Source organism: Streptomyces sp. NPDC033270, assembly GCF_055576575.1.
This window is the reverse complement of the sequence record NZ_JBVIRA010000014.1, coordinates 189,463-213,216: the sequence shown is the minus strand read 5'-3', so window position 1 is coordinate 213,216 and position 23,754 is coordinate 189,463. Positions and strand designations below refer to the sequence as shown.

The following is a 23,754-nucleotide window of genomic DNA, read 5'->3' as shown; positions in this document are numbered from 1 at the left end:
ACGCCCGGTTACATTTCGAACCCGGAAGCTAAGCCTTTCAGCGCCGATGGTACTGCAGGGGGGACCCTGTGGGAGAGTAGGACGCCGCCGAACAATCTTTCAAGGACCCTTGGTCCCAGCGTTCATGCTGGGACCAAGGGTCCTTTTTGCTGTTTTGAAACAAGCACAGCCCGAAGCGCGCCGAACTGGTCGGTGCGCGAGAATGAATGCAGTACCGAAGACAGGAGTCACGTCGATGTCCACCAACTCTTCCGACGATCGTTGGGAGCGCCGCCCGCAGCGGCGCGACGACGGTGACCGCGGTGGTTTCCGGCGTGATGACCGGGGGCCGCGTCGTGACAGCCGCGACGGCGACCGCGGTGAGCGCGGCGGCTTCCGACGTGACGAGCGTGCTGGTGGCGGGCGCGGTGGGGTCCGCCGCGATGACCGTGACCGTCCCGCCGGCGGCGACCGCGGGGGTTTCCGTGGTGGCGACCGTCGCGACGACCGGCCGCGTGGCCCGCGTCGTGACGACGAGCGTGGTGGCGGGTTCCGGCGCGACGAGCGCGGCGGGGATCGTCCGGGCTTCCGTCGTGATGACCGTTCGTCCGGGGGCGACCGCGGTGGCTTCCGTCGTGACGACCGGCGTGATGAGCGTCGGGACGACCGTGGTGGTGACCGCGGTGGTGACCGTGGTGGGTTCCGTCGGGACGACCGGCGTGATGACCGTGGCGGCGACCGCGGTGACCGTGGTGGGTTCCGGCGTGACGACCGCGGTGGGTTCCGCGGTGGTGAGCGTGGCGGGGACCGCCCCGGGTTCCGTCGGGATGACCGGCGTGATGAGCGTCGGGACGATCGTGGTGGTGACCGCGGTGGGTTCCGTCGGGACGATCGCCGTGATGAGCGGCGGGATGACCGCGGTGGTGACCGTCCCTCGTTCCGTCGGGACGACCGGCGTGATGAGCGGCGGGACGACCGCGGCGGGTTCCGTCGGGACGACCGCGGGGGCGACCGCGGGGGCGACCGTGGTGGGTTCCGGCGTGACGACCGGGGCGGCGACCGTCCCGGGTTCCGTCGGGATGACCGTTCGTCCGGGGGCGACCGCGGTGGCTTCCGGCGTGACGACCGGCGTGATGAGCGTCGGGATGACCGTGGTGGTGACCGTCCCTCGTTCCGTCGGGACGATCGCCGTGATGAGCGGCGGGATGACCGCGGTGGTGACCGTCCCTCGTTCCGTCGGGACGACCGGCGTGATGAGCGTCGGGACGACCGTGGCGGCGACCGCGGCGGGTTCCGTCGGGACGACCGCGGGGGCGACCGCGGTGGGTTCCGGCGGGACGACCGGGGCCCGCGGCGGGATGACCGGGGCGGGTTCCGTAGGGATGACGAGCGCGGTGGGCGTCGGCCTTACGGCGCAGGCCGTGGCCGGGACGACCGTCGTGACGAGCGGCGGGACCGGGACCGGGAGCCGATCAAGCGGCTGCCGATTCCGGAGGACGTCACCGGTGACGAGATCGACAAGGATGTGCGGCAGGAGCTGCTGAGCCTGCCGAAGACGCTCGCCGACGACGTCGCCAAGAACCTGGTGATGGTCGCGAAGCTGCTGGACGAGGACCCGGAGCAGGCGTACGGGTACTCGCGGGTGGCGCTGCGGCTGGCGTCCCGGGTCGCGGCGGTGCGTGAGGCCGCGGGCTTCGCGGCGTACGCGGTCGGCAAGTACAGCGAGGCGCTGGCGGAGTTCCGGGCGGCGCGGCGGATGACCGGCGGTGTCGACCTGTGGCCGGTCATGGCGGACTGCGAGCGCGGGATGGGCCGTCCGGAGAAGGCGCTGGCGATGGCCGGTGAGCCCGAGGTGCAGAAGCTGGACCGGGCCGGGCAGGTCGAGATGCGGCTGGTCGCGGCGGGTGCCCGTAAGGACATGGGGCAGGCGGACGCCGCGGTGGTGACGCTGCAGAGCCCGGAGCTGGCGTCGAGCGCCGTCCACCCGTGGACCGCGCGGCTGCGGTACGCGTACGCGGACGCGCTGCTGGCGGTCGGGCGCGAGGACGAGGCGCGTGACTGGTTCGCCAAGGCGCTGGAGGCCGATCAGGGCGGCACGACGGACGCCTCGGACCGGCTCGCCGAGCTGGACGGGGTGGAGTTCACCGACGTGCTGGAGGAGTCCGGCGAGGCGGAGGAGAGCGACGACGCCGGTGCGGACTCCGGTGAGCGGCCCGACAAGGGCTGAGCCGACAAGGGCTGAGCCGGCAGGGGCCGAGCCGATGCGGGCTCGGGCCGTGTGAGCCAAGGACGAAGGGCGGGATCCCGGTGGGGTCCCGCCCTTCGTCGTGTGTGGGGAGGGGTCAGGGGGCGTAGGGGGCGAGGGGGTTGCGGAGGGTGCCGATCAGCTGGAGGGCGCCGGCGGGGTCCTCCAGGTCGACCATCTGCTGGTTGTTGCGCAGCTGGAGGCGGTTGAGGCAGGACAGGGCGAACTCCTCGGCGAACATGTCGTACCGGTCGAACTTGTCGGCGAGGTGCGGGTGCGACGTCTGGTAGTCGGTGACGCATCCGGCGACCGTGCGCCAGAAGGTCTCCTCGTCGAGGACGCCGAGGTCGTCGAGGGTGCCGCTGAGGAAGCGGAAGAAGCAGTCGAAGACGTCCGTGAAGACCGACAGGAGCTTTTTGTCCTCGGGGACGTCGGCGCGGATGCGTTCGACGGTGGGGGGCAGGACCGCGTCGGGGTCCATGACGGCGATCTCTTCGGCGATGTCCTTGAAGATGACGCGGGCCACCGCGCCGTCCTCGACGACCAGGATGGCGTTCTCGCCGTGCGGCATGAAGACCAGGTCGTAGGCGTAGAAGGCGTGCAGGACGGGGGTCAGGTACGCGTCGAGGTAGCGGCGGAGCCAGACGGCGGGCTCCAGGCCGGATTCCTTGATCAGGGCGGCGGCGAACGAGGCGCCGTCGCGGTCGGTGTGCAGCAGGGAGGCCATGGTGGCCAGGCGCTGGCCCGGTTCCAGGGTGGGGACGGGGCTCTCGCGCCACAGCGCGGCGAGCATCTTCAGGTACGGGGAGCCCTTGTCGGTGGCCGCCTCGTACTGCCGGTGGTGGTAGCCGATCGCGGCGCGCTCGCGGATGATCGAGAAGCGGGCGGCCCGGAGGGTGTCGTCGGCGGAGATCAGGCGGGCCAGCCAGTCGTTGATGGCCGGGGTGGCCTCCATGTACGAGGCGGACAGGCCGCGCATGAAGCCCATGTTGAGGACCGAGAGCGCCGTCTTGACGTAGTGCTTGGCGGGCGCGGTGGTGTTGAAGAAGGTACGGATGGACTGCTGGGCGAGGTAGTCGTCGTCGCCGGGGCCCAGACAGACCAGTCGCTGCTGGGCGACCTCCGCGGCGAAGGTGACGGACAGCTTGTTCCACCACTGCCAGGGGTGGGTGGGGAAGAGGTAGTAGTCGTCGGGGTCGAGGCCCAGGGTGGTGAGGGTGGTGTGGAAGCGGTCGCGGGTGGCGGCGCCGAGTTCGTCGCGGACCAGCGAGTCGTAGTCGAGGCCGGCGCCCGCGGTGAACGTGGCGTGGTCGCGGCGGGCGGCGAGCCAGATCAGCCGGACGGGGGCCGCGGCCTCGGGGGCGTAGGCGTGGTACTCGTGGATACCGAAGCCGAGGCGGCCGTTGTTGGCGACGAAGCAGGGGTGGCCCTCGGTCATGCCGGTCTCGACGGCCTGGAAGCCGGACGCGGCGAGCTCGGTGGCGGTGGGCTGGTCGGCGGCGAGCTTGTAGGCGGTGCCGGAGAGGGTGGAGCTGATCTCCTCCAGGTAGACCGGGAGGATCTGTGCGCCCAGTCCCAGGGCGTCGCGGTGTTCGATGAAGAACTCCACGGCGTCCAGGGGGAGTTCGTCGTGGTCGCGGTGGCGGGTGATGCTGTCGGGGTCGATCTGCCAGTGGTCGAGGGCCTGTCTGCGGGCGGCGAAGCGGTATTCGGTGCTGCCGTCGTCGCTGCGCAGGGCGTAGTGGCCGTCGTGGGGCAGGCGCCTGGGGGTGAGCAGCCGTTCGTGGGCGAACTCGGCGAGGGCCTTGCGTATCAGCAGGCGGTTGGCGCGGGCCCACAGTGCGGGGGTGAGGTGGGCGACGGCGTCCTGGGCGGTCGGCCGGGTGCCGGCGGTCATCGGTGGTCTCCCTTGGGCGGCCAGGAACTGGTCGCGGGTGCAGGTGCTGAGGCAGGCGTCTTTGGAGGGGAGCGAGACGGTGCGCTGTATCTCGAATCCGACGGCCTTGTTGAGGGCGTGGACGGCGGTGTTGCGGGTGTCCGGCTCGACGACGACGCGGCGGGTGGCCGGGTCGGCGAAGAGCATCTCCATGACGGTGGTGATCACGGCGAGGGTGAAGCCGTGCAGGGGGGTGGTCGTGGGGGCGGTGAGGAAGTGCATGCCGACGTCGCCGGGCCGGGCGGCGTGGATGCCGACCAGTTCGCGGTGGGCGGGGTCGTAGCGCTCCATCAGGAAGGCCGGGGTGCCGTTGTGCAGGCCGAGGAAGGCGTCGTGGAAGGGGTCGGCGGCGATCCGTGCGAACTCCTTCTCGACGTCCGTCAGGTCGCAGTCCTGCATCAGCCAGAAGACGGCTTTGGGGTGGGTGACCCAGCCGTGCAGCAGCTCGGCGTCGGCGGCCGGGTCGACCGGACGCAGCGAGAACTCCCCCAGTGCGGGGTCGGTGCGGGTGAAGGCGGGGGCCTCGCTCATGCGGGGATCTCCATGGGGTGGTGCGAGCCGGCCGGGGCGGCGAATTCCTGGAAGGCGATGGCCTTTTCGACCGGGTAGTACTCGCGGCCGAGCAGCTCGCGGATGATGCACGAGTTGCGGTACGCGGCCATGCCGAGGTCGGGCGTGACGAAGCCGTGTGTGTGCAGTTCGGCGTTCTGCACGAAGATGCCGTGGCCGGTGGTGTCGATGCTGTAGTTGCGGGCCACGTCGTAGCGGCCGGTGTCGTCCCAGGCGATCCGGTCGCGGACCGGGGTGAGGAAGTCCGGTACGCGGTAGCGGTAGCCGGTGGCGAGGATCAGCCCCTGGGTGTCGAGGACGAAGCCGGTGCCCTGCTCCTCCTGGTGCAGGCCCAGGGTGTAGGTGCCGGTGGTCTCGTCGTAACTCGCGTGGTTCAGCGCGGTGTTGGTCAGCAGGCGGGTGGGGACCGGGCCGGCGAGGTTCTTCTGGTAGAGCAGATCGAAGATGTCGTTGATCAGGGCGGAGTCGATGCCCTTGTAGAGGTGTTTCTGGGTGGCGTTGAGGCGGTCGCGGGTGGCCTGGGGGAGGGCGTGGAAGTAGTCCACGTACTCGGGGGAGGTCATCTCCAGCGTGAGCTTGGTGTATTCGAGCGGGAAGAAGCGCGGGGAGCGGGTGGCCCAGGTCAGGTGGTAGCCGTGGCTGTCGATGTCCTGGAGGAGGTCGAAGTAGATCTCGGCGGCGCTCTGGCCGCTGCCGACGAGGGTGATGGAGTCCTTGGCCTGCAGGGCGGCCTTGGCGTCCAGGTAGTCGGCGTTGTGCAGCAGGTCGCCGCCCAGGCCCTGGCAGGCCTCGGGGAGGTGCGGCGGGGTGCCGGTGCCCAGGACGAGTTTGCGGGCGCGGTGGGTGGTGCGTTCGCCGGTGGGCAGGTGCTCGGCGTGGACGACGTACAGCTCTTCGCGGGCGTCGTACTCGACGGTGGTGACCTGGTGGGCGAAGCGGATGGAGTCGAGTTTGCCGGCGGCCCAGCGGCAGTAGTCGTTGAACTCGGCGCGCAGCGGATAGAAGCTCTCGCGGATGTAGAACGGGTAGATCCGCCCCGATTCCTTGAGGTAGTTCAGGAACGAGTAGGGCGAGGTGGGGTCGGCGAGGGTGACCAGGTCGGCCATGAAGGGCACCTGGAGATGGCTGCTGTCGAGCATCATGCCGGGGTGCCATTCGAAGGACGCCTTGTTGTCCAGGAACAGGCCGTCGAGTCCGTCGATGGGCTCGGTCAGGCAGGCCAGGCCCAGGTTGAAGGGGCCGAGGCCGATGGCGATGAAGTCGTAAGGGGCGGACACAGGGGGTCTCCGAGGGGGTGGGCTTTGGGAGGTCAGCGCGCGCTGAGCGCCGGCTGGGGCTGCTCGGTGAGGAAGCTGCCGGCGTGCTCGGCGATCAGGTCGAGGACGGTGGCGATGTCGTCGAGCGTGGTCTCCGGGTTGAGCAGGGTGAACTTGAGGTAGTGGCGTCCGTCGACCTTGGTGCCCGCGACGATCGCGTCGCCGGAGGCGAACAGGGCGTCCCGGGCGTGCAGATTGACCCGGTCGGCCAGTTCGGGGTCGTGGCCGGAGCCGGGGAGGTAGCGGAAGACCAGGGTGCTGAGCTGGGGCTCGACGACGACTTCGAAGCGGGGGTCGTCGTGGAGGAGCTTCCAGGCGTCCGCGGCGCGGTCGATGACCTCGTCGAAGAGTTCGCCGAGGGACCGGGCGCCCATGATGCGCAGGGTGAGCCAGAGTTTCAGGGCGTCGAAGCGGCGGGTGGTCTGGATCGACTTGTCGACCTGGTTGGGGATGCGCTGCTCGGTCATCCGACGCGGGTTGAGGTAGTCCGCGTGGTAGGTGACGTGGCGCAGGGTCGTGCGGTCGCGGACCAGGATGGCGCTCGAACTGACCGGCTGGAAGAAGGACTTGTGGTAGTCGACGGTCACCGAGTCGGCGCGCTCGATGCCGTTCAGCAGCTCGCGGCGGCGGGAGACCAGCAGGCCGCAGCCGTAGGCGGCGTCGACGTGCATCCATGCGCCGTAGCGGTCGCACAGCTCGGCGATCTCGGGGAGCGGGTCGATGGAGCCGAAGTCTGTGGTGCCGGCGGTGGCGACGACGGCCATGGGTATCAGGCCGTCGCGTCGGCAGCGGGCCAGCTCGTCGGCCAGGTCGGTGGTGCGCATCCGCTTGTCCGCGTCGGCCGGGACGGTGAGGACGGCTTCCGCGCCCATGCCGAGCAGGGTGGCGGCCTTGCGGATGCTGAAGTGGCTGCACTCGGAGGTGAGGATGCGCAGTCGGGGCAGTACGTCGGTGAGTCGGGCGCCGGCCGGGGAGTCGTCGCCGGTCAGCTCCCGGCGGCAGGCCTCGTCGCGGGCGAGCAGCATGGCCTGGAGGTTGGACTGGCTGCCGCCGCTGGTGAAGATGCCGTCGGCCTGCTCGCCGAGGCCGATCCGGTCGGCCGTCCAGTCGATCAGCCGGCGCTCGATGAGGGTGCCGCCGGCGCTCTGGTCCCAGGTGTCCAGGGAGGAGTTGACGGCGGAGAGCACGGCCTCGCCGACGAGGGCGGGGATCACCACGGGGCAGTTGAGGTGCGCGAGGTAGCGCGGGTGGTGGAAGTAGACGGCGTCGCGGAGGTAGACCTCCTCGAGTTCGTCGAGTGCGGCGGCCGGGTCGTGCAGCGGGGTGTCGAGGTCGACGCCGGCGACCGTGGGCGTGAGGCCGTCGACGGAGATGCCGGTGAACGGGCGGGCGGTGCCGGCGATTTTGGCGCTGATCCGCGTGACGCTCTCGGTGACGGCGCTGTGGTAGCGGTGGGCCGTGGCGTTGTTGAGCAGATACGTCCGGCTGTCGGCCGGGTCCTCGGCGGAGTGCGCGAGGAGACTCATGGAGCGGTCCTCCCTGGTGCGGACTTGACCACGTCCTGCGCAGGGTGGGGTGTGTGCGCAGGGGCAGGGAGACCCGCCCGAGACGTAGTGAGGTAAGCCTAACCTAACTACTTCTCGGGGCTGGTCACAGGTGCCGCGGGCGGGCGGACGCCGGGATTCAGTTGTTGTCGGACTCGTCCAGGGTGCGCAGGACCAGACCGGTGGCGGGCTTGGGGCCGAAGGAGGTGGACTTGCGCGGCATCGTCACACCGCACTCGGCGAGTTGACGGACCGTCTCCTCCGACGTGGCGCGCATCAGGACGGCCGAGCCGCCGTGCCGGGCGGCCTGCTCGACGGCGGCTTCGGCGTGGTGCAGATAGCTGATGTCGGACGGATGGTCGGGGACGTGCCAGACCTCGTCCAGCAGGACCGAGTGCAGCACGGTCGCGTCCAGCTTCCGCCAGGCCTCCGGCCGGTCCCGGCGGATCGCGCGGTCCAGCAGCTCGGGGTCGGGGCGGTCCAGCAGGTGGAAGGAGTGCCGCCCGCCCGCCAGGACGAAGGCGGTGCCGGGTGTCTCGTCGAGGGCCGCCAGGGCGGCGGGCAGCTCGCCCGGGAGCGTACGGGTGCGGAAGGCGCCGGCCAGGTCCGCCAGCGCCTTGGCGGGCGGCAGATGCGGCAGCACGCGATGGATCGCGCGGACCTGCAGCGGATAGCGGGTGGTGTCGACCAGCAGCACCAGGCCCGACGCCCAGGGCGAGGCGGCGTCGGCCCCGGGCCGCTGCTCGTACAGCCGCTGGTAGGTCGCCCAGCGGTGGTGGCCGTCGGCGATCAGGGCCTGCCGGCGGGCGAGATCGTCGTCGATGGCCGCGAGATCGGCGGGATCGGTGACCGCCCACAGGCGGTGGGTGAAGCCGTCCTCCGTGGTCGTGGCGAGCAGCGGGGTGCCCTGCGCCACCCGCTCGACGACCGCGGTGGCCCCGTTCGCGGCGTTCCGGCCACGGTAGGAGAGCAGCAAAGGCTCGAAGTTTGCGGCCGCCGCCCGCATCAGGGCGGCCCGGTCCTCGACGACCTCGTCGATGACGTCCTCGTGCGGCAGCACCGGACCGTCCAGACGCAGCGCGCCGATCAGCCCGCGCTGCAGCACCTCGCCGGCGCGCTGCTCGTAGACGTACAGCGCGGGCTCGGCGTCCTGCGTCAGCACGCCCTCGGCGCGCCAGCGGCGCAGGGTGTCGGCGGCCTGCCGGTGGCGGGTGGTGGGGTCCGCGGCGTGCGGGAGGATCAGCCGGACGATGTTGTACGGATCGGCGGTCTCCAGATGGCGCACGCCGTCGGGCCGGACCACCACGTCATAGGGCGGCGAGGTCACGGCGGTGAGGCTGCTGATCCGGTCCGGGGCGTAGCGCAGTCCGCGGAACGGGAGGAGGCGGAGGCCGTCGGTACTGGTCATTGAAGAATGCTATGCCGCCGGCCCGATGAGGGAAGATCGGGGGACAGGCCGCTATGGCCGGAACTATCGGTATGCGCGGGGCGGGCGACGGTGCGCCCGCAGCGGGCGCAGAACGCGCCCTTATGGTGCGCGGTGGGACGTTCGTCCACATCATGGCAAGCGAGGAGCGAGACGGCATGAACGAGCAGATTCGCCAGCGGCCCGACGGGAGCCGGCGCCCGCTGAGCGAGGCGTACGACACGGCGCTGCTGGATCTGGACGGTGTCGTCTACGCCGGCGGACAGGCCATCGAGCATGCCGTGGAGTCGCTGATACGCGCGCGGGACGGCGGGATGCACCTGGCGTATGTGACGAACAACGCGGCCCGCACCCCGCAGACCGTCGCCGACCAGCTGACCGGCTTCGGCCTGCCGACCGGCGCCGGCGAGGTGATCACCTCGGCGCAGGCGGTGGCCCGGCTGATCGCCGAGCAGGTGCCGGCGGGCGCGCGGGTGCTGGCCATCGGGGGCGAGGGGCTGCTGGTGGCGCTGCGCGAGCGCGGGCTGCGGCCGGTCCTCTCCGCGGACGACGACCCGGCGGCGGTGGTGCAGGGCTACGACCCCACGCTGGACTGGGGGCGGCTGGCGGAGGCCGCGTACGCGGTGCAGCGCGGGGTGCCGTGGTTCGCCTCCAACACCGATCTGACCATCCCCAAGGAGCGCGGGATCGCGCCCGGCAACGGCGCGTTGGTGGAGGTGGTCCGGATCGCCGCGGGCGGCACGCCGCAGGTGGCGGGGAAGCCGCAGCCGCCGATGCACCGGGAGACGGTGCTGCGGACCGGCGCCGAGCGGCCGCTGGTGGTCGGGGACCGGCTCGACACGGACATCGAGGGCGCCTGCAACGGCGGGGTCGACTCGCTGCTGGTCCTCACCGGCGTCACCACCGCCGCCGAGCTGCTGGCCGCCCCGCCGCAGCACCGTCCCTCCTACGTGGACGCCGATCTGCGCGGGCTGCTCGCGCCCCAGCCGGAGGTGACCGCACAGGACGGCGGCTTCCGGTGCGGCGGCTGGCGGGCCGAGGCGGTCGGCGACACGCTCGCCGTGACGGGCGCCGGTACACCGCTGGACGGGCTGCGGGCGCTGTGCGCGGCGGCCTGGACGGCGGCGGGCGACGGCAGTTGCGGCGCGGACGCGGGCAAGGCGCTGGCGCGGATCGGGATCTGAGGGCAAAAGCGCCGCCGCCCCGCTCCGGGCTCAGTCCTCGTCGGCCGGCGCCGTGCCGGCCGTCAGCTCCGCGATCAGGTCCTCCTCGGTGGCGCCGCGTCGCCAGTAGCCGGTGAACTTGACGGCCCTGCGGTCGATTCCGCGCTCGCCGACCAGGTGCCGGCGCACCGCCTTGACGGTCCCCGCCTCCCCGGCGATCCAGGCGTACGGCGTGCCGTCGGGCAGCTCGGCGGCGCGCAGGGCCTCCAGTACCGGCTCGCCGTGCGCCGCGGCCGCCGGGTCGCCGACCAGCCAGGTGATCTCGGCGTCCGCGAAGGTCGGCAGCTGCTGACGGTCGTTCTCGTGGCCGATCTCGATCCAGACCTTGGCCCGGGTGCCGGGGGAGAGCCAGGACAGGATGCCGGCGATCGCGGGCAGCGCGGTCTCGTCGCCGGTGAGCAGGATCCAGTCGGTGCCGGCCGGCGGGCGGAAGTCGACGCCGCCGTTGTCCTCGACGACCGGGGCGAGGACGGTCAGCCGGTCGCCGGGGAGGGCCCGGGCGGCCCAGCGGGAGGCCGGGCCGCCGGCCGTGGCGACGGCCTCGGGACCGGCGCCGTGCAGGGCGAAGTCGACATCGAACTCCTCCGCGTCGGGGCGCTGTTCGCGGATCGTGTACGAGCGCATCACCGGGCGCTCGGCCGGGTCCTGCGCCCGCCAGGCGGTGTACCAGCCCTCGCTCATGTCCTCGAAGACCGGCCGGTCCTGGTGGGGCTGCGGCAGAAAGAGCTTGAAGCGCTGGTCACGACCGCCGGACGCCAGCTCGTGGAGCCGGTCGCCGCCGAAGGTGACCCGCACCATGGAGGGGCTGAGTCGCCGGGAGCGTACGACGTGCACCTCGAAGAAGCGGAACGGCGCGGTGGCGGGGGCGGCGGTCGTGGTCATACGGGAACCTCCCGGGACGGTGGTGGGGTGGGGGAGCGGCCGCGGTGGAACGCGGGGCCGGTGGGCGCCGGTCCACCGCGGCCGTACGTCAGTTGGCCTTCTTGGCGCCCTCGATCGCCTTGGTCAGCGATTCGAGCAGCGGCGCGGCGCCGGCGTAGGAGAAGCGCGGCTCGCTGGACCAGGGGGTGATCTGGCCGGCCTTGACGGCGGGGAGCTTGGCCCAGGAGGGCTTGGCGGCCAGGTCCTTGGGCTGGAGGGTGGCCGTCCGGTTGTCCAGCAGGAGCACGTCGGCCTTGTACTTGTCGGCGTTCTCCCAGCTCAGGCTCTCGAAGTAGCCGCCCTTGTCCAGGTGGTCGGGGACGACCAGGTCGACGCCGAGGGACTTGTAGTACATGAGGTCGGCGTTGATGCCGGGGTTGGAGGCGTAGAAGAGGCCGGGGCTGCCGGAGCAGGCGAGCACCTTGACCGGGTGGGACTTGGCGGCCCGGCGCAGCGCCTCGGAGGCCTTCTCGAAGCGGGCCTTGGCGTCGGCGACCTTCTTGGCCTTGAGGTCGGCGCCGAGCGACTCGGCCAGCTCGGCGTAGCGCTCGATGATCTTGACGAGCGGGACGCGGGCGGAGGTGATGGCGACGGACTCGGCCAGCTTGGCGATCTTGTCCTTGCTGGTGTCCGGCACGAACCACAGCGCGTTCGGCTCGTACATGTTGGTGACCAGTAGTTCGGGGCGCAGGGCCGCGTACTTCTCCACGTTGAACTGGTTGTAGGCGTTGCCGAGGACGGTGACCTTGTCGACGTCGAGGTCGCCGGCCTGCGGGTCGGGCTTGCCGTTCTTGAGCTTGGTGGGCCCGAAGACGCCGACTATCTGGTCGTCGATACCGAAGTCGTGCAGTGCGGCCGCGGTGCCGGTGAAGGCGACGATGCGCTGCGGGGTGCTCTTGAGGGAGACCTTCTGCCTGCGGTCGTCGGTGAAGGACCAGGGGCCGCCCTTGCCGCCGCCGGCACCCGCCGAGCCCTTGTCTCCACCGCACGCGGCGAGCAGGGCGCCGATGCCGACGGCACCGCCCGCGGCGAGGATGCCGCGGCGGGACAGGGTTACGCTTCGGGAGGTGCTCATGGTGGGTGTGCTTCTCTCTGGGAAGGGCCTGCGAGATGAGGGAAGGGCCTGCGAGTTGAATGTGAGGGTAGGCTAACCTAACCATCGTGTTGGTTGACAGTCCCCCCGAAGCAACAACGGCTCCCGCCTCCGCGGCACCCCGACGACCCCATGCCATGCGCTCCGCGGGCCTGCTCGCCTCCGTCGCCGTCCTGGCCGTCGTCACCGTCCTCGGCATCGCCGTCGGCGCCAAGGAGATCCCTCTCGACCAGGTGTGGCACGGGGTGTTCCACTACTCCGGCTCCGACACCGACGTGGTCGTCCGCGATGTGCGCCTGCCCCGCACCCTGCTGGGTCTGATCGTCGGCGCCGCCCTCGGCCTGGCCGGCACGGTCATGCAGGCGCTGACCCGGAACCCCCTGGCCGACCCGGGAGTTCTGGGCATCAACGCCGGAGCCTCGGCCGCCGTCGTCTCCGCCATCAGCTTCCTCGGCGTCAGCTCACTGATCGGCTATGTGTGGTTCGCGTTCGCCGGCGCCGCGCTGGTCTCCGTCGCGGTGTACGTCCTCGGCGGCACCCGCGGCGCCACCCCCGTACGCCTCGCCCTCGCCGGCACCGCGCTGACCGCGGTCCTCACCGGCTACCTCAACGCGGTCAACCTGATGGACACCGCGGCACTGGACAAGATGCGCTTTTGGACGGTGGGTTCGCTGGCCGCCGCCACCCTGCCCACCGTCACCCAGATCGCGCCGTTCCTCGCGGTCGGCGGCGTCCTGGCACTGCTGATCGCCCGGCCGCTGAACGCGATCGCGCTCGGCGACGACCAGGCGCGGGCGCTCGGCGCCCGGCTGACCCGCACCCGGGTGCTGGCGATGCTCGCCGTCACCCTGCTGTGCGGCGGGGCGACCGCCGCCTGCGGCCCGATCGTCTACGTCGGCCTGATGGTTCCGCATGTCGTACGGGCCATCACCGGGCCCGACATGCGCTGGATCCTGCCGTACTCCGCGGTGCTCTCACCGGTGCTGCTGCTCGGCGCGGACGTCCTGGGGCGGGTCGTGGCGCGGCCCGGAGAGCTGCAGGTCGGCATCGTCACGGCCGTCGTCGGCGGCCCGGTCTTCATCTATCTCGTACGGCGTCGGAGGATGGCCCAGCTGTGAGTACGACCGTCAAGCCCGGGCAGGGCCCCGGCAAGGGAAGCGGGACCGGGGCGGTCCGGACGGTGCGGGCCGTGCGTACGGCGGGCGGGCTCTCGCTGCGCCTGGACGTGCGCGCCGTCGTCGTCGGACTGCTGCTGCTGGCCCTCGCGCTGGCCGCCGGCATCGCGCTGATCGGCTCCGGCGACTACCCGATGAGCCCGGCCGAGGTGGTCGCCACGCTGGCCGGCGGCGGCGACGCCGGCCAGCAGTTCGTCGTCCAGGACCTGCGGCTGCCGCGGGTGCTGGTGGGACTGCTGGTGGGCGCCGCGTTCGGGGTCGCCGGGGCGGTCTTCCAGACCGTCACCCGCAACCCCCTGGGCAGCCCGGACGTCCTGGGCTTCGCCCAGGGCTCGTCCGTCGGCGCGCTGACCGCCATCGTCTACTTCCAGGCCGGGACCTTCGCGGTCGCCGCCGGTGCGGTCGCCGGCGGACTCGTCACCGGACTCGCCATCTTCCTGCTCGCCTGGAAGGGCGGCATCCACGGCTACCGCTTCGTGCTCGTCGGCATCGGAGCCGGCGCCATGCTCTACGCGATGGTGCTCTACCTCATGACCAAGGCGAACATCGTCGAGGCGACCCAGGCCACCACCTGGATGACCGGTTCCCTCAGCGGCCGCGACTGGGACCAGGTCTGGCCGCTGGCCGCCGTCTGCGCCGTCTGCCTGCCGCTGGTGCTGTGCTACGGGCGGCCGCTGCGGATGCTGGAGATGGGCGACGACGCCGCCTACGCGCTGGGCGTACGGGTCGGCCGGGTCCGCGTCGTGGTGCTGCTGGCCGCGGTCGTGCTCGTCGCCTCCGCCACCGCGGCGGCCGGGCCGATCTCCTTCGTCGCGCTCACCGCGCCCCAACTGGCGCGGCGGCTCACCCGCTCGCCCGGCCCCAACCTGGTGCCCGCCGCCCTGATGGGCGCCGTACTGCTGGTCGCGGCGGACTGGTCGTCACAGCAGCTCTTCGGCGCCGACCAGCTGCCGGTGGGCGTGCTCACCGGAGTCCTCGGCGGCGGCTATCTGCTGTGGCTGCTGGCCACGGAGCGCCGGGCGGGGCGGATATGACACGCGGCGGGGCGGGCAGGGCATGCGGCGGGGCGGGCACGGCACGCCCGAGGCGGCGCCTACGGGCCGGTGCCCGTCCACCGGCACCGGCACCGGACCGGCGGCAGCCGGGCAGCAGCAGCGACACGACAACCCCAGGAGTTTCGAAGTGAGCCGTCTCACGGCCGAGAACGTCACCCTCGCCTACGACCAGCGGGTCATCGCCGAGAACCTCTCGGTCGCCATCCCCGACCACTCCTTCACGGTCATCGTCGGCCCGAACGCCTGCGGCAAGTCCACGCTGCTGCGCGCCCTGTCGCGGATGCTCAAGCCGGCCGCCGGATCGGTGCTGCTGGACGGCTCCGCGATCTCCTCGCTCCCGGCCAAGAAGGTCGCACGGACCCTGGGGCTGCTGCCGCAGTCCTCGATCGCCCCGGACGGCATCACGGTCGCGGACCTGGTGGCGCGCGGCCGCTACCCGCACCAGGGACTGCTGCGGCAGTGGTCCGCCGACGACGAGCGGATCGTCCAGGAGTCGATGGCGGCGACCGGCGTCGGCGCGCTGGCCGACCGCTATGTCGACGAACTGTCCGGCGGGCAGCGGCAGCGGGTGTGGATCGCGATGGCGCTCGCCCAGCAGACGCCGCTGTTCCTTCTGGACGAGCCGACGACATACCTGGACATCCAGCACCAGATCGAGGTGCTGGACCTGTGCGCGGAGCTGCACGAGGAGCAGGGACGCACGCTGGTCGCGGTGCTGCACGACCTCAACCACGCCGCCCGCTACGCCACCCACCTCATCGCCATGAAGGACGGTGCGGTCATCGCCCAGGGCGCGCCGGCCGACATCGTCACGGCGGAGCTGGTTGAGCGGGTCTTCGGACTGACCTGCCAGGTCATCGACGATCCGGAGACCGGGACCCCGCTGGTGGTGCCGGCGGCGCGGAAGCCGCGCACGCCGCGTACGGGCGCCGGGGCGGCGACCGGCAGGAGCGCGGCGACTACAGCAGCGTCCTGAGGCGCAGCAGGTCGCGCAGGCCGGCCTCCAGCTTCACGCGACCGCTGCCCCAGGCCTTGGCGAAGTTCAGCTGCCCGTCGACCAGCGCGACCAGATCGTCGCCCGCCATCGTCAGGCGGATCTCGGCCTTGCTCGGCGGCGGGCCGGGGACGCAGGTCACGTCCTGGACGGTGCCGCCGGCCAGCCGTCCGAGGAACGTCACATCGAGGTCCGTGATGCGGCAGCTGAGCGAACGGTCGAGGGCGGCGGCGCTGCGGACACTGCCGTCGGCCGAGGACAGGTTCTGGGCCAGCCGGTCGAGCGCGGCACGGCACTGGTCGAGAGTTGCCATCGTGACCGACGATACGCCAGGTCGCGGGCGGCTCGTTCGTCCGTGACCCCGCTCGTCGAGGTAGCGTCGGGGCATGCAAGAGCCGACGTCCGGCCCGGAGCCGGAGGTCCCCGCGGGGGCCGTGGGGAGCGAGCCAGCGGAGCCCGTAACGCCTGGGCCGGCGGAGCCCGTATCGCCCGGGGAGTCCGAGACCCCGGCCGCGCCCGATGGGCCGCGGCCGCTGGGGGTGGGGGTGGTGCCCACCGGCCAGGCCGCGGTCGACGCCGGGCTGCGCCGACTCGCCGACGCCGACCACCTCCCGTCGAGCGGGCACCTTCAGGTGTACGAGGATGTCCACCGTGGGCTGCGCGATGTGCTGGCCGGTCTCGACCAGCACCCCGGGCCGCCCGCCCCTTCCTCGACGACGTACGACAACAGGAGCTGAACCACAGGTGGCAGGAGTGGCACGACGCCGACTCGACGCGGAGCTGGTGCGCCGCAAGCTGGCCCGTTCGCGCGAGCACGCGAGCCAGCTGATCGCCGCGGGCCGGGTGACCGTCGGCGGCGCGACCGCGACCAAGCCGGCCACCCAGGTGGAGACCAGCGCGGCCGTGGTCGTGCGCGCCGACGAGAGCGACCCCGACTACGTCTCGCGCGGGGGCCACAAGCTCGCGGGGGCGTTCGCCGCCTTCGTGCCGCTCGGCCTGAAGATCGAGGGCCGGCGGGCGCTGGACGCGGGCGCCTCGACGGGTGGCTTCACCGACGTTCTGCTGCGGGCCGGCGCCGGTCATGTCGTCGCCGTGGACGTCGGATACGGACAGCTCGCCTGGTCGCTGCAGAGCGATGAGCGGGTCACCGTGAAGGACCGCACCAACGTACGCGAGTTGACGCTCGAGCAGATCGACTCCCGGCCCGTCGACCTGATCGTCGGCGATCTCTCCTTCATCCCACTGGGGCTCGTACTGCCCGCGCTGGTGGGCTGCGCGGCGCCGGACGCGGACCTCGTGATGATGGTCAAGCCGCAGTTCGAGGTCGGCAAGGAGCGGCTGGGCAGCGGCGGAGTCGTGCGCAGCGCACAGCTGCGGGCGGAGGCGGTGTGCGCCGTCGCGAACCGGGCGGCCGAACTGGGACTTGGCGTACTTGGAGTAGTTGCCAGCCCGCTGCCTGGACCTTCCGGGAATGTCGAGTACTTTCTGTGGCTGCGCGCCGGGGCGCCTGCACTCGACCCGGCGGATGTCGACCGTGCAGTGGCGGAGGGGCCTCGTTGACCACAACCCAGGCAGTTGAAGGCAGCGCAGCACACGAGAACACCGGAGCCGAGCGGACGGTGTTCCTGCTCGCACACACCGGCCGCCCCGCGGCCATCCGCAGCGCCGAACTCGTCGTCCAAGGGCTGCTGCGCAGCGGGATCGGCGTACGGGTGCTGGCGGAGGAGGCCGCGGATCTGCCGCTGCCGCCGGAGGTCCAGCGCGTCGACTCCGAGCAGTGCGCCGCCGAGGGCTGCGAACTGCTGGTGGTCCTGGGCGGCGACGGCACGCTGCTGCGCGGCGCGGACTTCGCCCGGACGTCCGGGGTGCCGATGCTGGGCGTCAATCTCGGCCGGGTCGGCTTCCTCGCGGAAGCCGAACGCGATGACCTCGACAAGGTCGTCGACCGGGTCGTCACCCGTGCCTACGAGGTCGAGGAGCGGATGACGCTCGACGTCCTGGTCCGCAACAACGGCAGTGTCGTGCACACCGACTGGGCCCTCAACGAGGCATCGGTGGAGAAGGCCGCACGCGAGCGGATGCTGGAGGTGGTGACGGAGGTCGACGGGCGGCCCGTCTCGCGCTTCGGCGGTGACGGCGTGGTCTGCGCGACCCCGACCGGTTCGACCGCGTACGCCTTCTCGGCCGGCGGTCCGGTGGTCTGGCCCGAGGTCGAGGCCCTGCTGATGGTCCCGATCAGCGCGCACGCCCTCTTCGCCAAGCCGCTGGTCACCTCGCCCCGCTCCGTCCTCGCGGTCGAGGTGCAGCCCAAGACCCCGCACGGTGTGCTGTGGTGCGACGGCCGTCGCAGCGTCGAACTGCCCGCCGGCGCCCGCGTCGAGGTCCGCCGCGGCGCCGTCCCCGTGCGCCTGGCGCGTCTGCATCATGCCTCCTTCACAGATCGTCTGGTCGCCAAGTTCGCCCTCCCGGTGGCGGGGTGGCGGGGGGCGCCGCACTAGGGCACCGGGGCCCGCCCGGCGCGGGCCCCGCCCGGGGCGCCTCAGTGGCGGCCCCGTGGGGCCGGGTGTGCGAGGAGCTTCCTGGCGCGGGTGAGGGCGGAGTCCTGCCGGGCGGAGAGCTCCTCCTCGGTGAAGACCGGTGTGGGGACGGCCGGGGGTATGCCCGGGCCGTCGAAGGTGCGGCCGTCGGAGGTCAGGAACTCCTCGTTGGGCAGGCCGAAGGTCCAGCCGTTCGGGAGCCTGCGGTCCAGAATGTCGGAGAAGACGCCCTGGGTGTTCTCGCCGATGCGTGTGGGGGCCGGGGAGCGGCCCATCAGGGACTGGGTGAAGGTCTCCCCCGCGCTGATGGTCAGTCGGCCAGTGAGGACCGCTATCGGGCCGGTGTAGACCGGGCCGTGGTACGGGCGGATGCGGGCCGGCTGAGGGGTGGTGAACCTGCCCGGGTCGCGGGGGTCGTTCCGTGCCCGCTTGCGGTAGGCGGCATAGGGGCGGTCGGTCAGCCGTGAGGCGATGCGCAGGCCCAGCGGATCGGCACCGCCGCCGTTGAGCCGTACGTCGACGATCAGGCCGCGCAGGGCCGCCGGGCCCTTTGTGCGGGCCCTGGTGAACACCGAGTTCAGGGCGCGGTCCAGCTCGGCCACATCGCCGGCGTAGTCGCCCTTGTCGGTGTAGCCGGCGAACTGGGTGACACGGAAGTAGCCGATGCGGCCGGGGAGATCGGCGTAGGTCAGCTTGCCCTGGGCCCAGTGCCGCTGGACGGTACCCGGGCCGAGGTGCGCGGCGATCGCCTTGTCGATACGGGCGGTGGATTCGGGAGTGGGCAGGACGGTGCCGGGGCGTTTGCCCGCGAACCACCGGTCGGGGCCCGCCACGACCCGGGTGTGCGCGTCGTGCAGCGGCTCGATCATCTTCCGGAACACCGCGAGGAGTTCGCCGTCGGTGGTCCTGGCGGTGATGCGGGGGCGGTAGCGGTCGCGGACCGCCGCCCAGTCGATCTTCTTCGCGCCGAAGAAGGGGTAGTTCTCGGCATAGGTCTGCCACAGGACGTCGAAGGCCGCCCGGGGGTCGCGCGACGGGCGCTGTGCGCAGCGGGCCGGCAGCGCGTCGATGCGGTGCAGCGCCCGCCGGCCGACGGCGTCCTCCACGGTCAGCCGGGCCCGGCCGGCGCCCGCCGGGGCCACGGTGATCGGGGCCGAGTCCGGGACCGAGAAGCGGCTGCGGCCGGCCGCGTCCGGGGCGCCGGTGCGGGTGCCCTCGACGGCCCCGGGAAGGCAGCTCACCGCGGTGGTCTCGTACGTCCGCAGGCCGCGGCCCTTGATCGTGACGAGAGTGCCGTAGCCGTCCATCCGCCAGACGCCCTCCAGCGAGCCGGCCGCGGCGCGGGCGGACCGGTCGGCGGCGGGGTCTTGTGGGGCGGCGCCGGCCTCCGTGCCGGAGCGGTCCGCGCGGGCCGGGCCGGCACAGGCCGCGGTGGCGGTCAGCGTGGCGGCGACGGCCACCGCGGCGAGCGGCAGCAGCGGCGAGCGGCGGGGGCGGCCGAATCGGTGGTCGGTGCTGGATCGGTCGTTCATGGGGGCGTACCTCGTGGTGGGTTTCATGCCGAGGCCAGGGTTTCCGTGGCGCGGCGGCGCAGGACGATGTGGACGGGCAGGCCGGTCGCGAGCAGCGCGAGCAGCAGGGTGCCGCCGGCTATCGCGCCGGCCGTCGTCCAGGGCAGATACGGCAGCGCGTCGCCGAACGCCTTCTGCAGCAGCGGAGCGAGGGTGAACAGCGCGATGGCCGTACCGAGAACGAGGGCGGTGCCCGCGACGACGGCCGCTTCCCAGGCGGCCATCGCCCGCACCTGGCGCGGAGGCGAGCCGACCAGCCGCAGCAGCGCCAGATCGCGGCGGCGCTCGGCGGTGATCATGGCCAGGGTGTTGGCCGCGGCGATGGCGGCGAAGCCCGCGTACAGACCCGTACCGAGGTAGTCCAGCCACACCTCGCCGGCCGGGCCGGCGGATCCGGTCCGGTGCTGGGCGGTGGTGTGCACCGCGATCTTCGTCGTGCCGAACGCCACCACCAGGACCAGCGGGACGACGGCGGCGGAGAAGCGGCGGGACTGCGTCGTGACGTTCTGCATCGCCAGCCCGGCGGCGCTGCCGAACCGGCCGATAAGCCGGGACACCAGCCAGGCGGCCGGACCGATGAGGCGCGGCCCCAGCAGCCCCACACCCACGCAGAAGAGCAGCAGCACCAGGAAGGCCCCCTGGCCGGCCTCCTCGGCGGACTGGCCGGCGAGCAGCCGGGAGAGGAGCACGCCACCCGCCATCGCCGCGAGCCCCAGGGGCAGCCTCAGCAACCCCAGCTTCCGCCGGCCCGCCGCCGCCTCCTCGAGCGCCGGCGCGGGGCGCAGCGCCGCGAACCGGCTCGCCGCGAGCACTCCGGCGATCGCGGAGGTCACCACCGCCACCGCCAGGCACACCGGCAGCGCGGCCCAGCCGAACCGGAAGGGAACCTCATGGGGAACGAGGCCATGGTCGACCATGCCGTCGAACCACCAGCGCGCCAGCCCCGCGCCCAGTGCCCAGCCGACCAGCGCCGAAGGGGCGGCGGCCGCCACCGCCTGCGCGGCGGTCGCCCGCCGGATCTGCCAGGGGCGGGCTCCGATCGAACGCAGCATCGCGAACTCGCGATGCTGCTGGGCGACGGCCGTGCCCATCGTCGAGGCGACCACGAAAATCGACATATAGACCGAGCCGAGGAGGAGGACGAGAGCCATGTCCCCGACGCCGTGGGCCGCCATCGCCCGTCGCGCGGCGGGCGGGACGTCCTCCGCGCCCGTCGCGGTCAGCATCGTCATCGAGGCGCCGATCACGGTCGCGGCGAACAGCGTCGCCACCGCCGTCCCCGTGAATGCGGGCCGGTGACCCCGCAGCGCCGCCCGCGCCAATCCGCTGGACATGAGCACACCTTTCGTTTCGCACTGTGATCAGCGTGATGGCTGAGCGTGATCACGCACCATGAGGAATCCACCCGTCTTTGGGTGGGGTTTTCCGCAGTACGGGGCGAAGGAGGAAGGGGGAGGCCGTCGCGGGGCGGCCCCGGGACCTCGTAAGGTCTTACCCGTGTTGGAGGAGATGCGGATCCGGTCCCTGGGCGTCATTGACGACGCCGTTGTCGAGCTGTCCCCGGGCTTCACGGCGGTGACCGGCGAGACGGGCGCGGGCAAGACCATGGTCGTCACCAGCCTCGGCCTGCTGCTCGGCGGCCGCGCCGACCCCGCCCTGGTGCGGCTCGGCGCCAAATCGGCGGTGGTGGAGGGCAGGATCAGCGTCGGCGCCCAAGCCCCCGCCGCGGTACGGGCCGAGGAGGCCGGCGCCGAGCTGGACGACGGAGCGCTGCTGATCAGCCGTACGCTCTCCGCCGAGGGCCGGTCACGTGCCCACGTGGGGGGCCGCTCCGTACCGGTCGGGCTCCTGGGGGAGTTGGCCGACGACCTGGTCGCCGTGCACGGCCAGACCGACCAGCAGGGCCTGCTGCGGCCGGCCCGCCAGCGCCAGGCCCTGGACCGCTACGCCGGGGACGCGGTCGCCGTCCCGCTCGCCAAGTACACCGCCGCCCACCGCCGGCTGCGCGCCGTCGCCACCGAGCTGGAGGAGCTGACCACCCGGGCCCGGGAACGCTCCCAGGAGGCCGATCTGCTGCGCTTCGGTCTCGACGAGATCGCGGCGACCGAGCCGCAGCCCGGTGAGGACACCGACCTGGCCGCCGAGGCCGAGCGGCTCGGGCACGCCGAGGCGCTGGCCTCCGCCGCGACCGCCGCGCACGCCGCGCTGGCCGGCAACCCCGAGGACCCCGAGGGCGTCGACGCCACCACCCTGGTCGCCGGTGCGCACCGCGCGCTGGAGGCCGTACGAAGCCACGACCAGGAGCTTTCCGCGCTCGCCGAGCGGCTCGGCGAGATCGGGATCCTGATGGCGGACGTGGCGGGCGAGCTGGCCAGTTACGCCGACGGCCTGGACGCCGACCCGTTGCGGCTCGCCGCGGTCGAGGAGCGCCGCGCCGCCCTGAACCACCTGACCCGCAAATACGGCGAGGACATCGCGGCGGTTCTGGCGTGGTCGGAGCAGAGCGCCGGCCGGCTCGCCGAACTGGACGGCGACGACGACCGGATCGGTGAGCTGACCGCGGAGCGCGACGCGCTCCGGGCCGAACTGGGCGAGCTGGCCCAGGCGTTGACCGACGCCAGGACGGCTTCGGCGGAGCGCTTCGCGGCCGCGGTCACCGCCGAACTCGCCGAACTCGCGATGCCGCACGCCCGTGTGACCGTCGAGATCCGCCAGACCGAGGTAGCCGAGGACGCCGACGGGATCGAGGTGGGCGGCCGCACCGTGGCCTACGGACCGGCCGGTGCCGACGAGGTCGAACTGCTCCTCGCCCCGCACCCGGGCGCACCGCCCCGGCCGATCGCCAAGGGGGCGTCCGGCGGTGAGCTGTCCCGGGTGATGCTCGCCGTCGAGGTGGTCTTCGCCGGCTCCGACCCCGTACCGACGTACCTCTTCGACGAGGTCGACGCGGGCGTCGGCGGCAAGGCGGCCGTCGAGGTCGGCAGGCGGCTGGCCAGGCTCGCGAAGTCGGCGCAGGTCGTGGTCGTCACACACCTTCCGCAGGTCGCGGCGTTCGCGGACCGGCAGCTGTTGGTGGCCAAGACGAACGACGGGTCGGTCACCAGGAGCGGTGTCACCGTCCTGGAGGGCGAGGAGCGGGTCCGCGAACTCTCCCGGATGCTGGCCGGCCAGGAGGACTCCGAAACGGCTCGCGCCCATGCGGAGGAACTGCTCGAAACGGCGCGCAAGGGTAGCTAGCGGACACGCCCTGGGGTGGCGGCAGTTGAGGTCGGCACGGTGCCGGGCGAGGGGAGCGACATGGCGGCGGTGGCAGGCGGCAGGGTGCTGGGGCGGATCTCGGCGCTGCTCGGGGCGGCGGGGGCGACGCGGGCCGCATACGCAGTGCTGAGGAGCCGTCCGCCCGGTGGCGCCGTCCTGTGGGAGCGCAAGAACTACGCCGGCCGGACCGTGAACCTGCACGCGGGGCTCGCGACGACCGCCGGCACCGCGCTCGCCGCCGCCACCGCGCCGGGCCTGCCCGCCCGCACCCGGACCGCGACGGCGCTGGCCGTACTGGCCGCCGGGGGCTGCGGGGCGTACGACGACGTCTTCGGCGCGGACGACCCCCGGCGGGGCTTTCGGGCGCACCTTTCGGCGCTGCGGGAACGCGAGGTCACCAGTGGTGCGGTGAAGCTGTTCGGGATCGGTGCCGCCGGGCTCGCCGCCGGGGCTCTGCTGAAGGAACGCCCGGCCGACAAGCTGCTGGCGGGCGTGGTGATCGCGGGCTCGGCCCATCTGGTGAACCTCCTGGACGTCCGTCCGGGCCGGGCGGCCGGCGCCGTACTGGCCATCGGGGCGCCCGGACTGCTGCGGCGCGGGCCTGCGGGAGCGCTGTCCGCCGCTCCCATGGGCGCCGCGGCCGCCGTCGCCGGGGACGACCTGGGCGAGCGCACCATGCTCGGGGACGCCGGAGCGCACGCGCTCGGCGCGGCCCTCGGGCTCGCCATCGTGACGGCGAACGGCCGTCGCGGACTGGCCGCGCACGCCGCCGGGCTGATCGCCGCCGCGGCGGCCGGGGACCGCGTCAGCCGGGCGGCCGCGGCGCTCTGACGCCTCGCGCCTCGCGTCCCCTCCACCGGACCGTCGATCGGCCGTCGGCCCACCGACCGTCCCTACGGACCGGGGTCGGG

The 23,754-nt window shown here is 72.7% G+C and carries 20 protein-coding genes, 1 rRNA gene and 1 pseudogene; 12 read left to right on the top strand and 10 right to left on the bottom strand.

Translation table 11 applies throughout. The features are described from left to right. The 3 genes from rrf to ACZ5XZ_RS21160 form a co-directional block, all read left to right on the top strand. Positions 1 to 93: ribosomal RNA gene (rrf, locus tag ACZ5XZ_RS21170) — 5S ribosomal RNA — on the top strand; the annotation flags it as partial. Positions 94 to 335: 242 nt separating this feature from the next. Continuing rightward, a complete protein-coding gene (locus ACZ5XZ_RS21165; protein WP_468980199.1) occupies positions 336 to 1,523 on the top strand; it encodes a hypothetical protein in 1,188 nt (395 codons plus the stop codon). Next, positions 1,460 to 2,206: a tetratricopeptide repeat protein gene (locus ACZ5XZ_RS21160; RefSeq protein WP_468980197.1), complete on the top strand. Its 747-nt coding sequence runs from the start codon at positions 1,460 to 1,462 to the stop codon at positions 2,204 to 2,206. The genes ACZ5XZ_RS21165 and ACZ5XZ_RS21160 overlap by 64 nt, the downstream gene beginning before the upstream one ends. A gap of 115 nt (positions 2,207 to 2,321) precedes the next feature. Here ACZ5XZ_RS21160 and ACZ5XZ_RS21155 read toward each other — a convergent pair whose 3' ends face one another. The 5 genes and pseudogenes from ACZ5XZ_RS21155 to ACZ5XZ_RS21135 form a co-directional block, all read right to left on the bottom strand. Beyond that, positions 2,322 to 4,121, bottom strand: coding sequence for an IucA/IucC family protein (locus ACZ5XZ_RS21155; RefSeq protein WP_468980195.1), 1,800 nt, complete (start codon positions 4,119 to 4,121; stop codon positions 2,322 to 2,324). An 84-nt stretch (positions 4,122 to 4,205) separates the two neighbouring features. Then, a pseudogene (locus tag ACZ5XZ_RS21150) lies at positions 4,206 to 4,691 on the bottom strand (GNAT family N-acetyltransferase); the annotation flags it as partial. Next, entirely contained in the window at positions 4,688 to 6,007 is a 1,320-nt protein-coding gene (locus ACZ5XZ_RS21145) for a lysine N(6)-hydroxylase/L-ornithine N(5)-oxygenase family protein (RefSeq protein WP_468980170.1), read from the bottom strand. The pseudogene ACZ5XZ_RS21150 and the gene ACZ5XZ_RS21145, both read right to left, overlap by 4 nt. Before the next feature lie 32 nt (positions 6,008 to 6,039). Continuing rightward, positions 6,040 to 7,572 (bottom strand): pyridoxal phosphate-dependent decarboxylase family protein, encoded by a 1,533-nt coding sequence (locus tag ACZ5XZ_RS21140; protein ID WP_468980168.1) that lies wholly within the window; start codon positions 7,570 to 7,572, stop codon positions 6,040 to 6,042. Positions 7,573 to 7,729: 157 nt separating this feature from the next. Further along, a complete protein-coding gene (locus ACZ5XZ_RS21135; RefSeq protein ID WP_468980166.1) occupies positions 7,730 to 8,998 on the bottom strand; it encodes a DUF1015 family protein in 1,269 nt (422 codons plus the stop codon). Between the two features lie 176 nt (positions 8,999 to 9,174). Between ACZ5XZ_RS21135 and ACZ5XZ_RS21130 the strand changes: the two genes are divergently transcribed. Beyond that, on the top strand, positions 9,175 to 10,200 hold the full coding sequence (locus ACZ5XZ_RS21130) for an HAD-IIA family hydrolase (protein WP_468980164.1): 1,026 nt from the start codon (positions 9,175 to 9,177) through the stop codon (positions 10,198 to 10,200). Between the two features lie 30 nt (positions 10,201 to 10,230). Here ACZ5XZ_RS21130 and ACZ5XZ_RS21125 read toward each other — a convergent pair whose 3' ends face one another. Continuing rightward, the gene (locus ACZ5XZ_RS21125) at positions 10,231 to 11,121 is read right to left on the bottom strand and encodes a siderophore-interacting protein (protein WP_468980162.1); all 891 of its coding nucleotides are present in this window, start codon (positions 11,119 to 11,121) and stop codon (positions 10,231 to 10,233) included. Between the two features lie 88 nt (positions 11,122 to 11,209). Then, positions 11,210 to 12,235, bottom strand: coding sequence for an ABC transporter substrate-binding protein (locus ACZ5XZ_RS21120; RefSeq protein WP_468980160.1), 1,026 nt, complete (start codon positions 12,233 to 12,235; stop codon positions 11,210 to 11,212). Between the two features lie 155 nt (positions 12,236 to 12,390). Here ACZ5XZ_RS21120 and ACZ5XZ_RS21115 point away from each other — a divergent pair, with 155 nt between their 5' ends. From ACZ5XZ_RS21115 to ACZ5XZ_RS21105, 3 genes are all read left to right on the top strand, one after another. After that, entirely contained in the window at positions 12,391 to 13,371 is a 981-nt protein-coding gene (locus ACZ5XZ_RS21115) for a FecCD family ABC transporter permease (protein WP_468980157.1), read from the top strand. Next, a complete protein-coding gene (locus ACZ5XZ_RS21110; protein ID WP_468980156.1) occupies positions 13,368 to 14,462 on the top strand; it encodes a FecCD family ABC transporter permease in 1,095 nt (364 codons plus the stop codon). The genes ACZ5XZ_RS21115 and ACZ5XZ_RS21110 overlap by 4 nt, the downstream gene beginning before the upstream one ends. A 148-nt stretch (positions 14,463 to 14,610) precedes the next feature. After that, entirely contained in the window at positions 14,611 to 15,459 is an 849-nt protein-coding gene (locus tag ACZ5XZ_RS21105) for an ABC transporter ATP-binding protein (RefSeq protein ID WP_468980154.1), read from the top strand. Here ACZ5XZ_RS21105 and ACZ5XZ_RS21100 read toward each other — a convergent pair. After that, the gene (locus ACZ5XZ_RS21100) at positions 15,443 to 15,790 is read right to left on the bottom strand and encodes an SCP2 sterol-binding domain-containing protein (protein ID WP_468980152.1); all 348 of its coding nucleotides are present in this window, start codon (positions 15,788 to 15,790) and stop codon (positions 15,443 to 15,445) included. The genes ACZ5XZ_RS21105 and ACZ5XZ_RS21100 overlap by 17 nt on opposite strands. A 235-nt stretch (positions 15,791 to 16,025) precedes the next feature. Between ACZ5XZ_RS21100 and ACZ5XZ_RS21095 the strand changes: the two genes are divergently transcribed. From ACZ5XZ_RS21095 to ACZ5XZ_RS21085, 3 genes are read left to right on the top strand one after another with little or no spacing between them, the layout of a single operon-like run. Beyond that, the gene (locus ACZ5XZ_RS21095; protein WP_468980149.1) at positions 16,026 to 16,214 is read left to right on the top strand and encodes a hypothetical protein; all 189 of its coding nucleotides are present in this window, start codon (positions 16,026 to 16,028) and stop codon (positions 16,212 to 16,214) included. A 7-nt stretch (positions 16,215 to 16,221) separates the two neighbouring features. Beyond that, entirely contained in the window at positions 16,222 to 17,037 is an 816-nt protein-coding gene (locus ACZ5XZ_RS21090; RefSeq protein WP_468980147.1) for a TlyA family RNA methyltransferase, read from the top strand. Next, positions 17,034 to 17,975, top strand: coding sequence for an NAD kinase (locus tag ACZ5XZ_RS21085; protein WP_399144493.1), 942 nt, complete (start codon positions 17,034 to 17,036; stop codon positions 17,973 to 17,975). Before ACZ5XZ_RS21090 ends, ACZ5XZ_RS21085 begins: the two co-directional genes overlap by 4 nt. 41 nt (positions 17,976 to 18,016) lie before the next feature. Here ACZ5XZ_RS21085 and ACZ5XZ_RS21080 read toward each other — a convergent pair whose 3' ends face one another. Beyond that, positions 18,017 to 19,546, bottom strand: coding sequence for a S41 family peptidase (locus tag ACZ5XZ_RS21080; RefSeq protein WP_468980145.1), 1,530 nt, complete (start codon positions 19,544 to 19,546; stop codon positions 18,017 to 18,019). A 23-nt stretch (positions 19,547 to 19,569) separates the two neighbouring features. Beyond that, on the bottom strand, positions 19,570 to 20,919 hold the full coding sequence (locus tag ACZ5XZ_RS21075) for an FtsX-like permease family protein (protein ID WP_468980141.1): 1,350 nt from the start codon (positions 20,917 to 20,919) through the stop codon (positions 19,570 to 19,572). Between the two features lie 175 nt (positions 20,920 to 21,094). Between ACZ5XZ_RS21075 and recN the strand changes: the two genes are divergently transcribed. Together recN and ACZ5XZ_RS21065 are read left to right on the top strand one after the other, a co-directional pair. Further along, positions 21,095 to 22,822 (top strand): DNA repair protein RecN, encoded by a 1,728-nt coding sequence (recN, locus tag ACZ5XZ_RS21070; RefSeq protein ID WP_468980193.1) that lies wholly within the window; start codon positions 21,095 to 21,097, stop codon positions 22,820 to 22,822. A gap of 60 nt (positions 22,823 to 22,882) precedes the next feature. Further along, entirely contained in the window at positions 22,883 to 23,674 is a 792-nt protein-coding gene (locus tag ACZ5XZ_RS21065; protein WP_468980190.1) for a hypothetical protein, read from the top strand. The last annotated feature ends 80 nt before the right edge of the window (positions 23,675 to 23,754 follow it).

Excerpts from the sequence above, each read along its gene's own strand:
- recN (WP_468980193.1), top strand. The coding sequence starts at position 21,095 with ATGCGGATCCGGTCCCTGGGCGTCATTGACGACGCCGTTGTCGAGCTG.
- ACZ5XZ_RS21075 (WP_468980141.1), bottom strand. The coding sequence starts at position 20,919 with ATGTCCAGCGGATTGGCGCGGGCGGCGCTGCGGGGTCACCGGCCCGCA.
- ACZ5XZ_RS21140 (WP_468980168.1), bottom strand. The coding sequence starts at position 7,572 with ATGAGTCTCCTCGCGCACTCCGCCGAGGACCCGGCCGACAGCCGGACG.
- ACZ5XZ_RS21065 (WP_468980190.1), top strand. The coding sequence starts at position 22,883 with ATGGCGGCGGTGGCAGGCGGCAGGGTGCTGGGGCGGATCTCGGCGCTG.
- ACZ5XZ_RS21125 (WP_468980162.1), bottom strand. The coding sequence starts at position 11,121 with ATGACCACGACCGCCGCCCCCGCCACCGCGCCGTTCCGCTTCTTCGAG.
- ACZ5XZ_RS21120 (WP_468980160.1), bottom strand. The coding sequence starts at position 12,235 with ATGAGCACCTCCCGAAGCGTAACCCTGTCCCGCCGCGGCATCCTCGCC.
- ACZ5XZ_RS21155 (WP_468980195.1), bottom strand. The coding sequence starts at position 4,121 with ATGACCGCCGGCACCCGGCCGACCGCCCAGGACGCCGTCGCCCACCTC.
- ACZ5XZ_RS21115 (WP_468980157.1), top strand. The coding sequence starts at position 12,391 with ATGCGCTCCGCGGGCCTGCTCGCCTCCGTCGCCGTCCTGGCCGTCGTC.
- ACZ5XZ_RS21130 (WP_468980164.1), top strand. The coding sequence starts at position 9,175 with ATGAACGAGCAGATTCGCCAGCGGCCCGACGGGAGCCGGCGCCCGCTG.
- ACZ5XZ_RS21080 (WP_468980145.1), bottom strand. The coding sequence starts at position 19,546 with ATGAACGACCGATCCAGCACCGACCACCGATTCGGCCGCCCCCGCCGC.
- ACZ5XZ_RS21135 (WP_468980166.1), bottom strand. The coding sequence starts at position 8,998 with ATGACCAGTACCGACGGCCTCCGCCTCCTCCCGTTCCGCGGACTGCGC.
- ACZ5XZ_RS21100 (WP_468980152.1), bottom strand. The coding sequence starts at position 15,790 with ATGGCAACTCTCGACCAGTGCCGTGCCGCGCTCGACCGGCTGGCCCAG.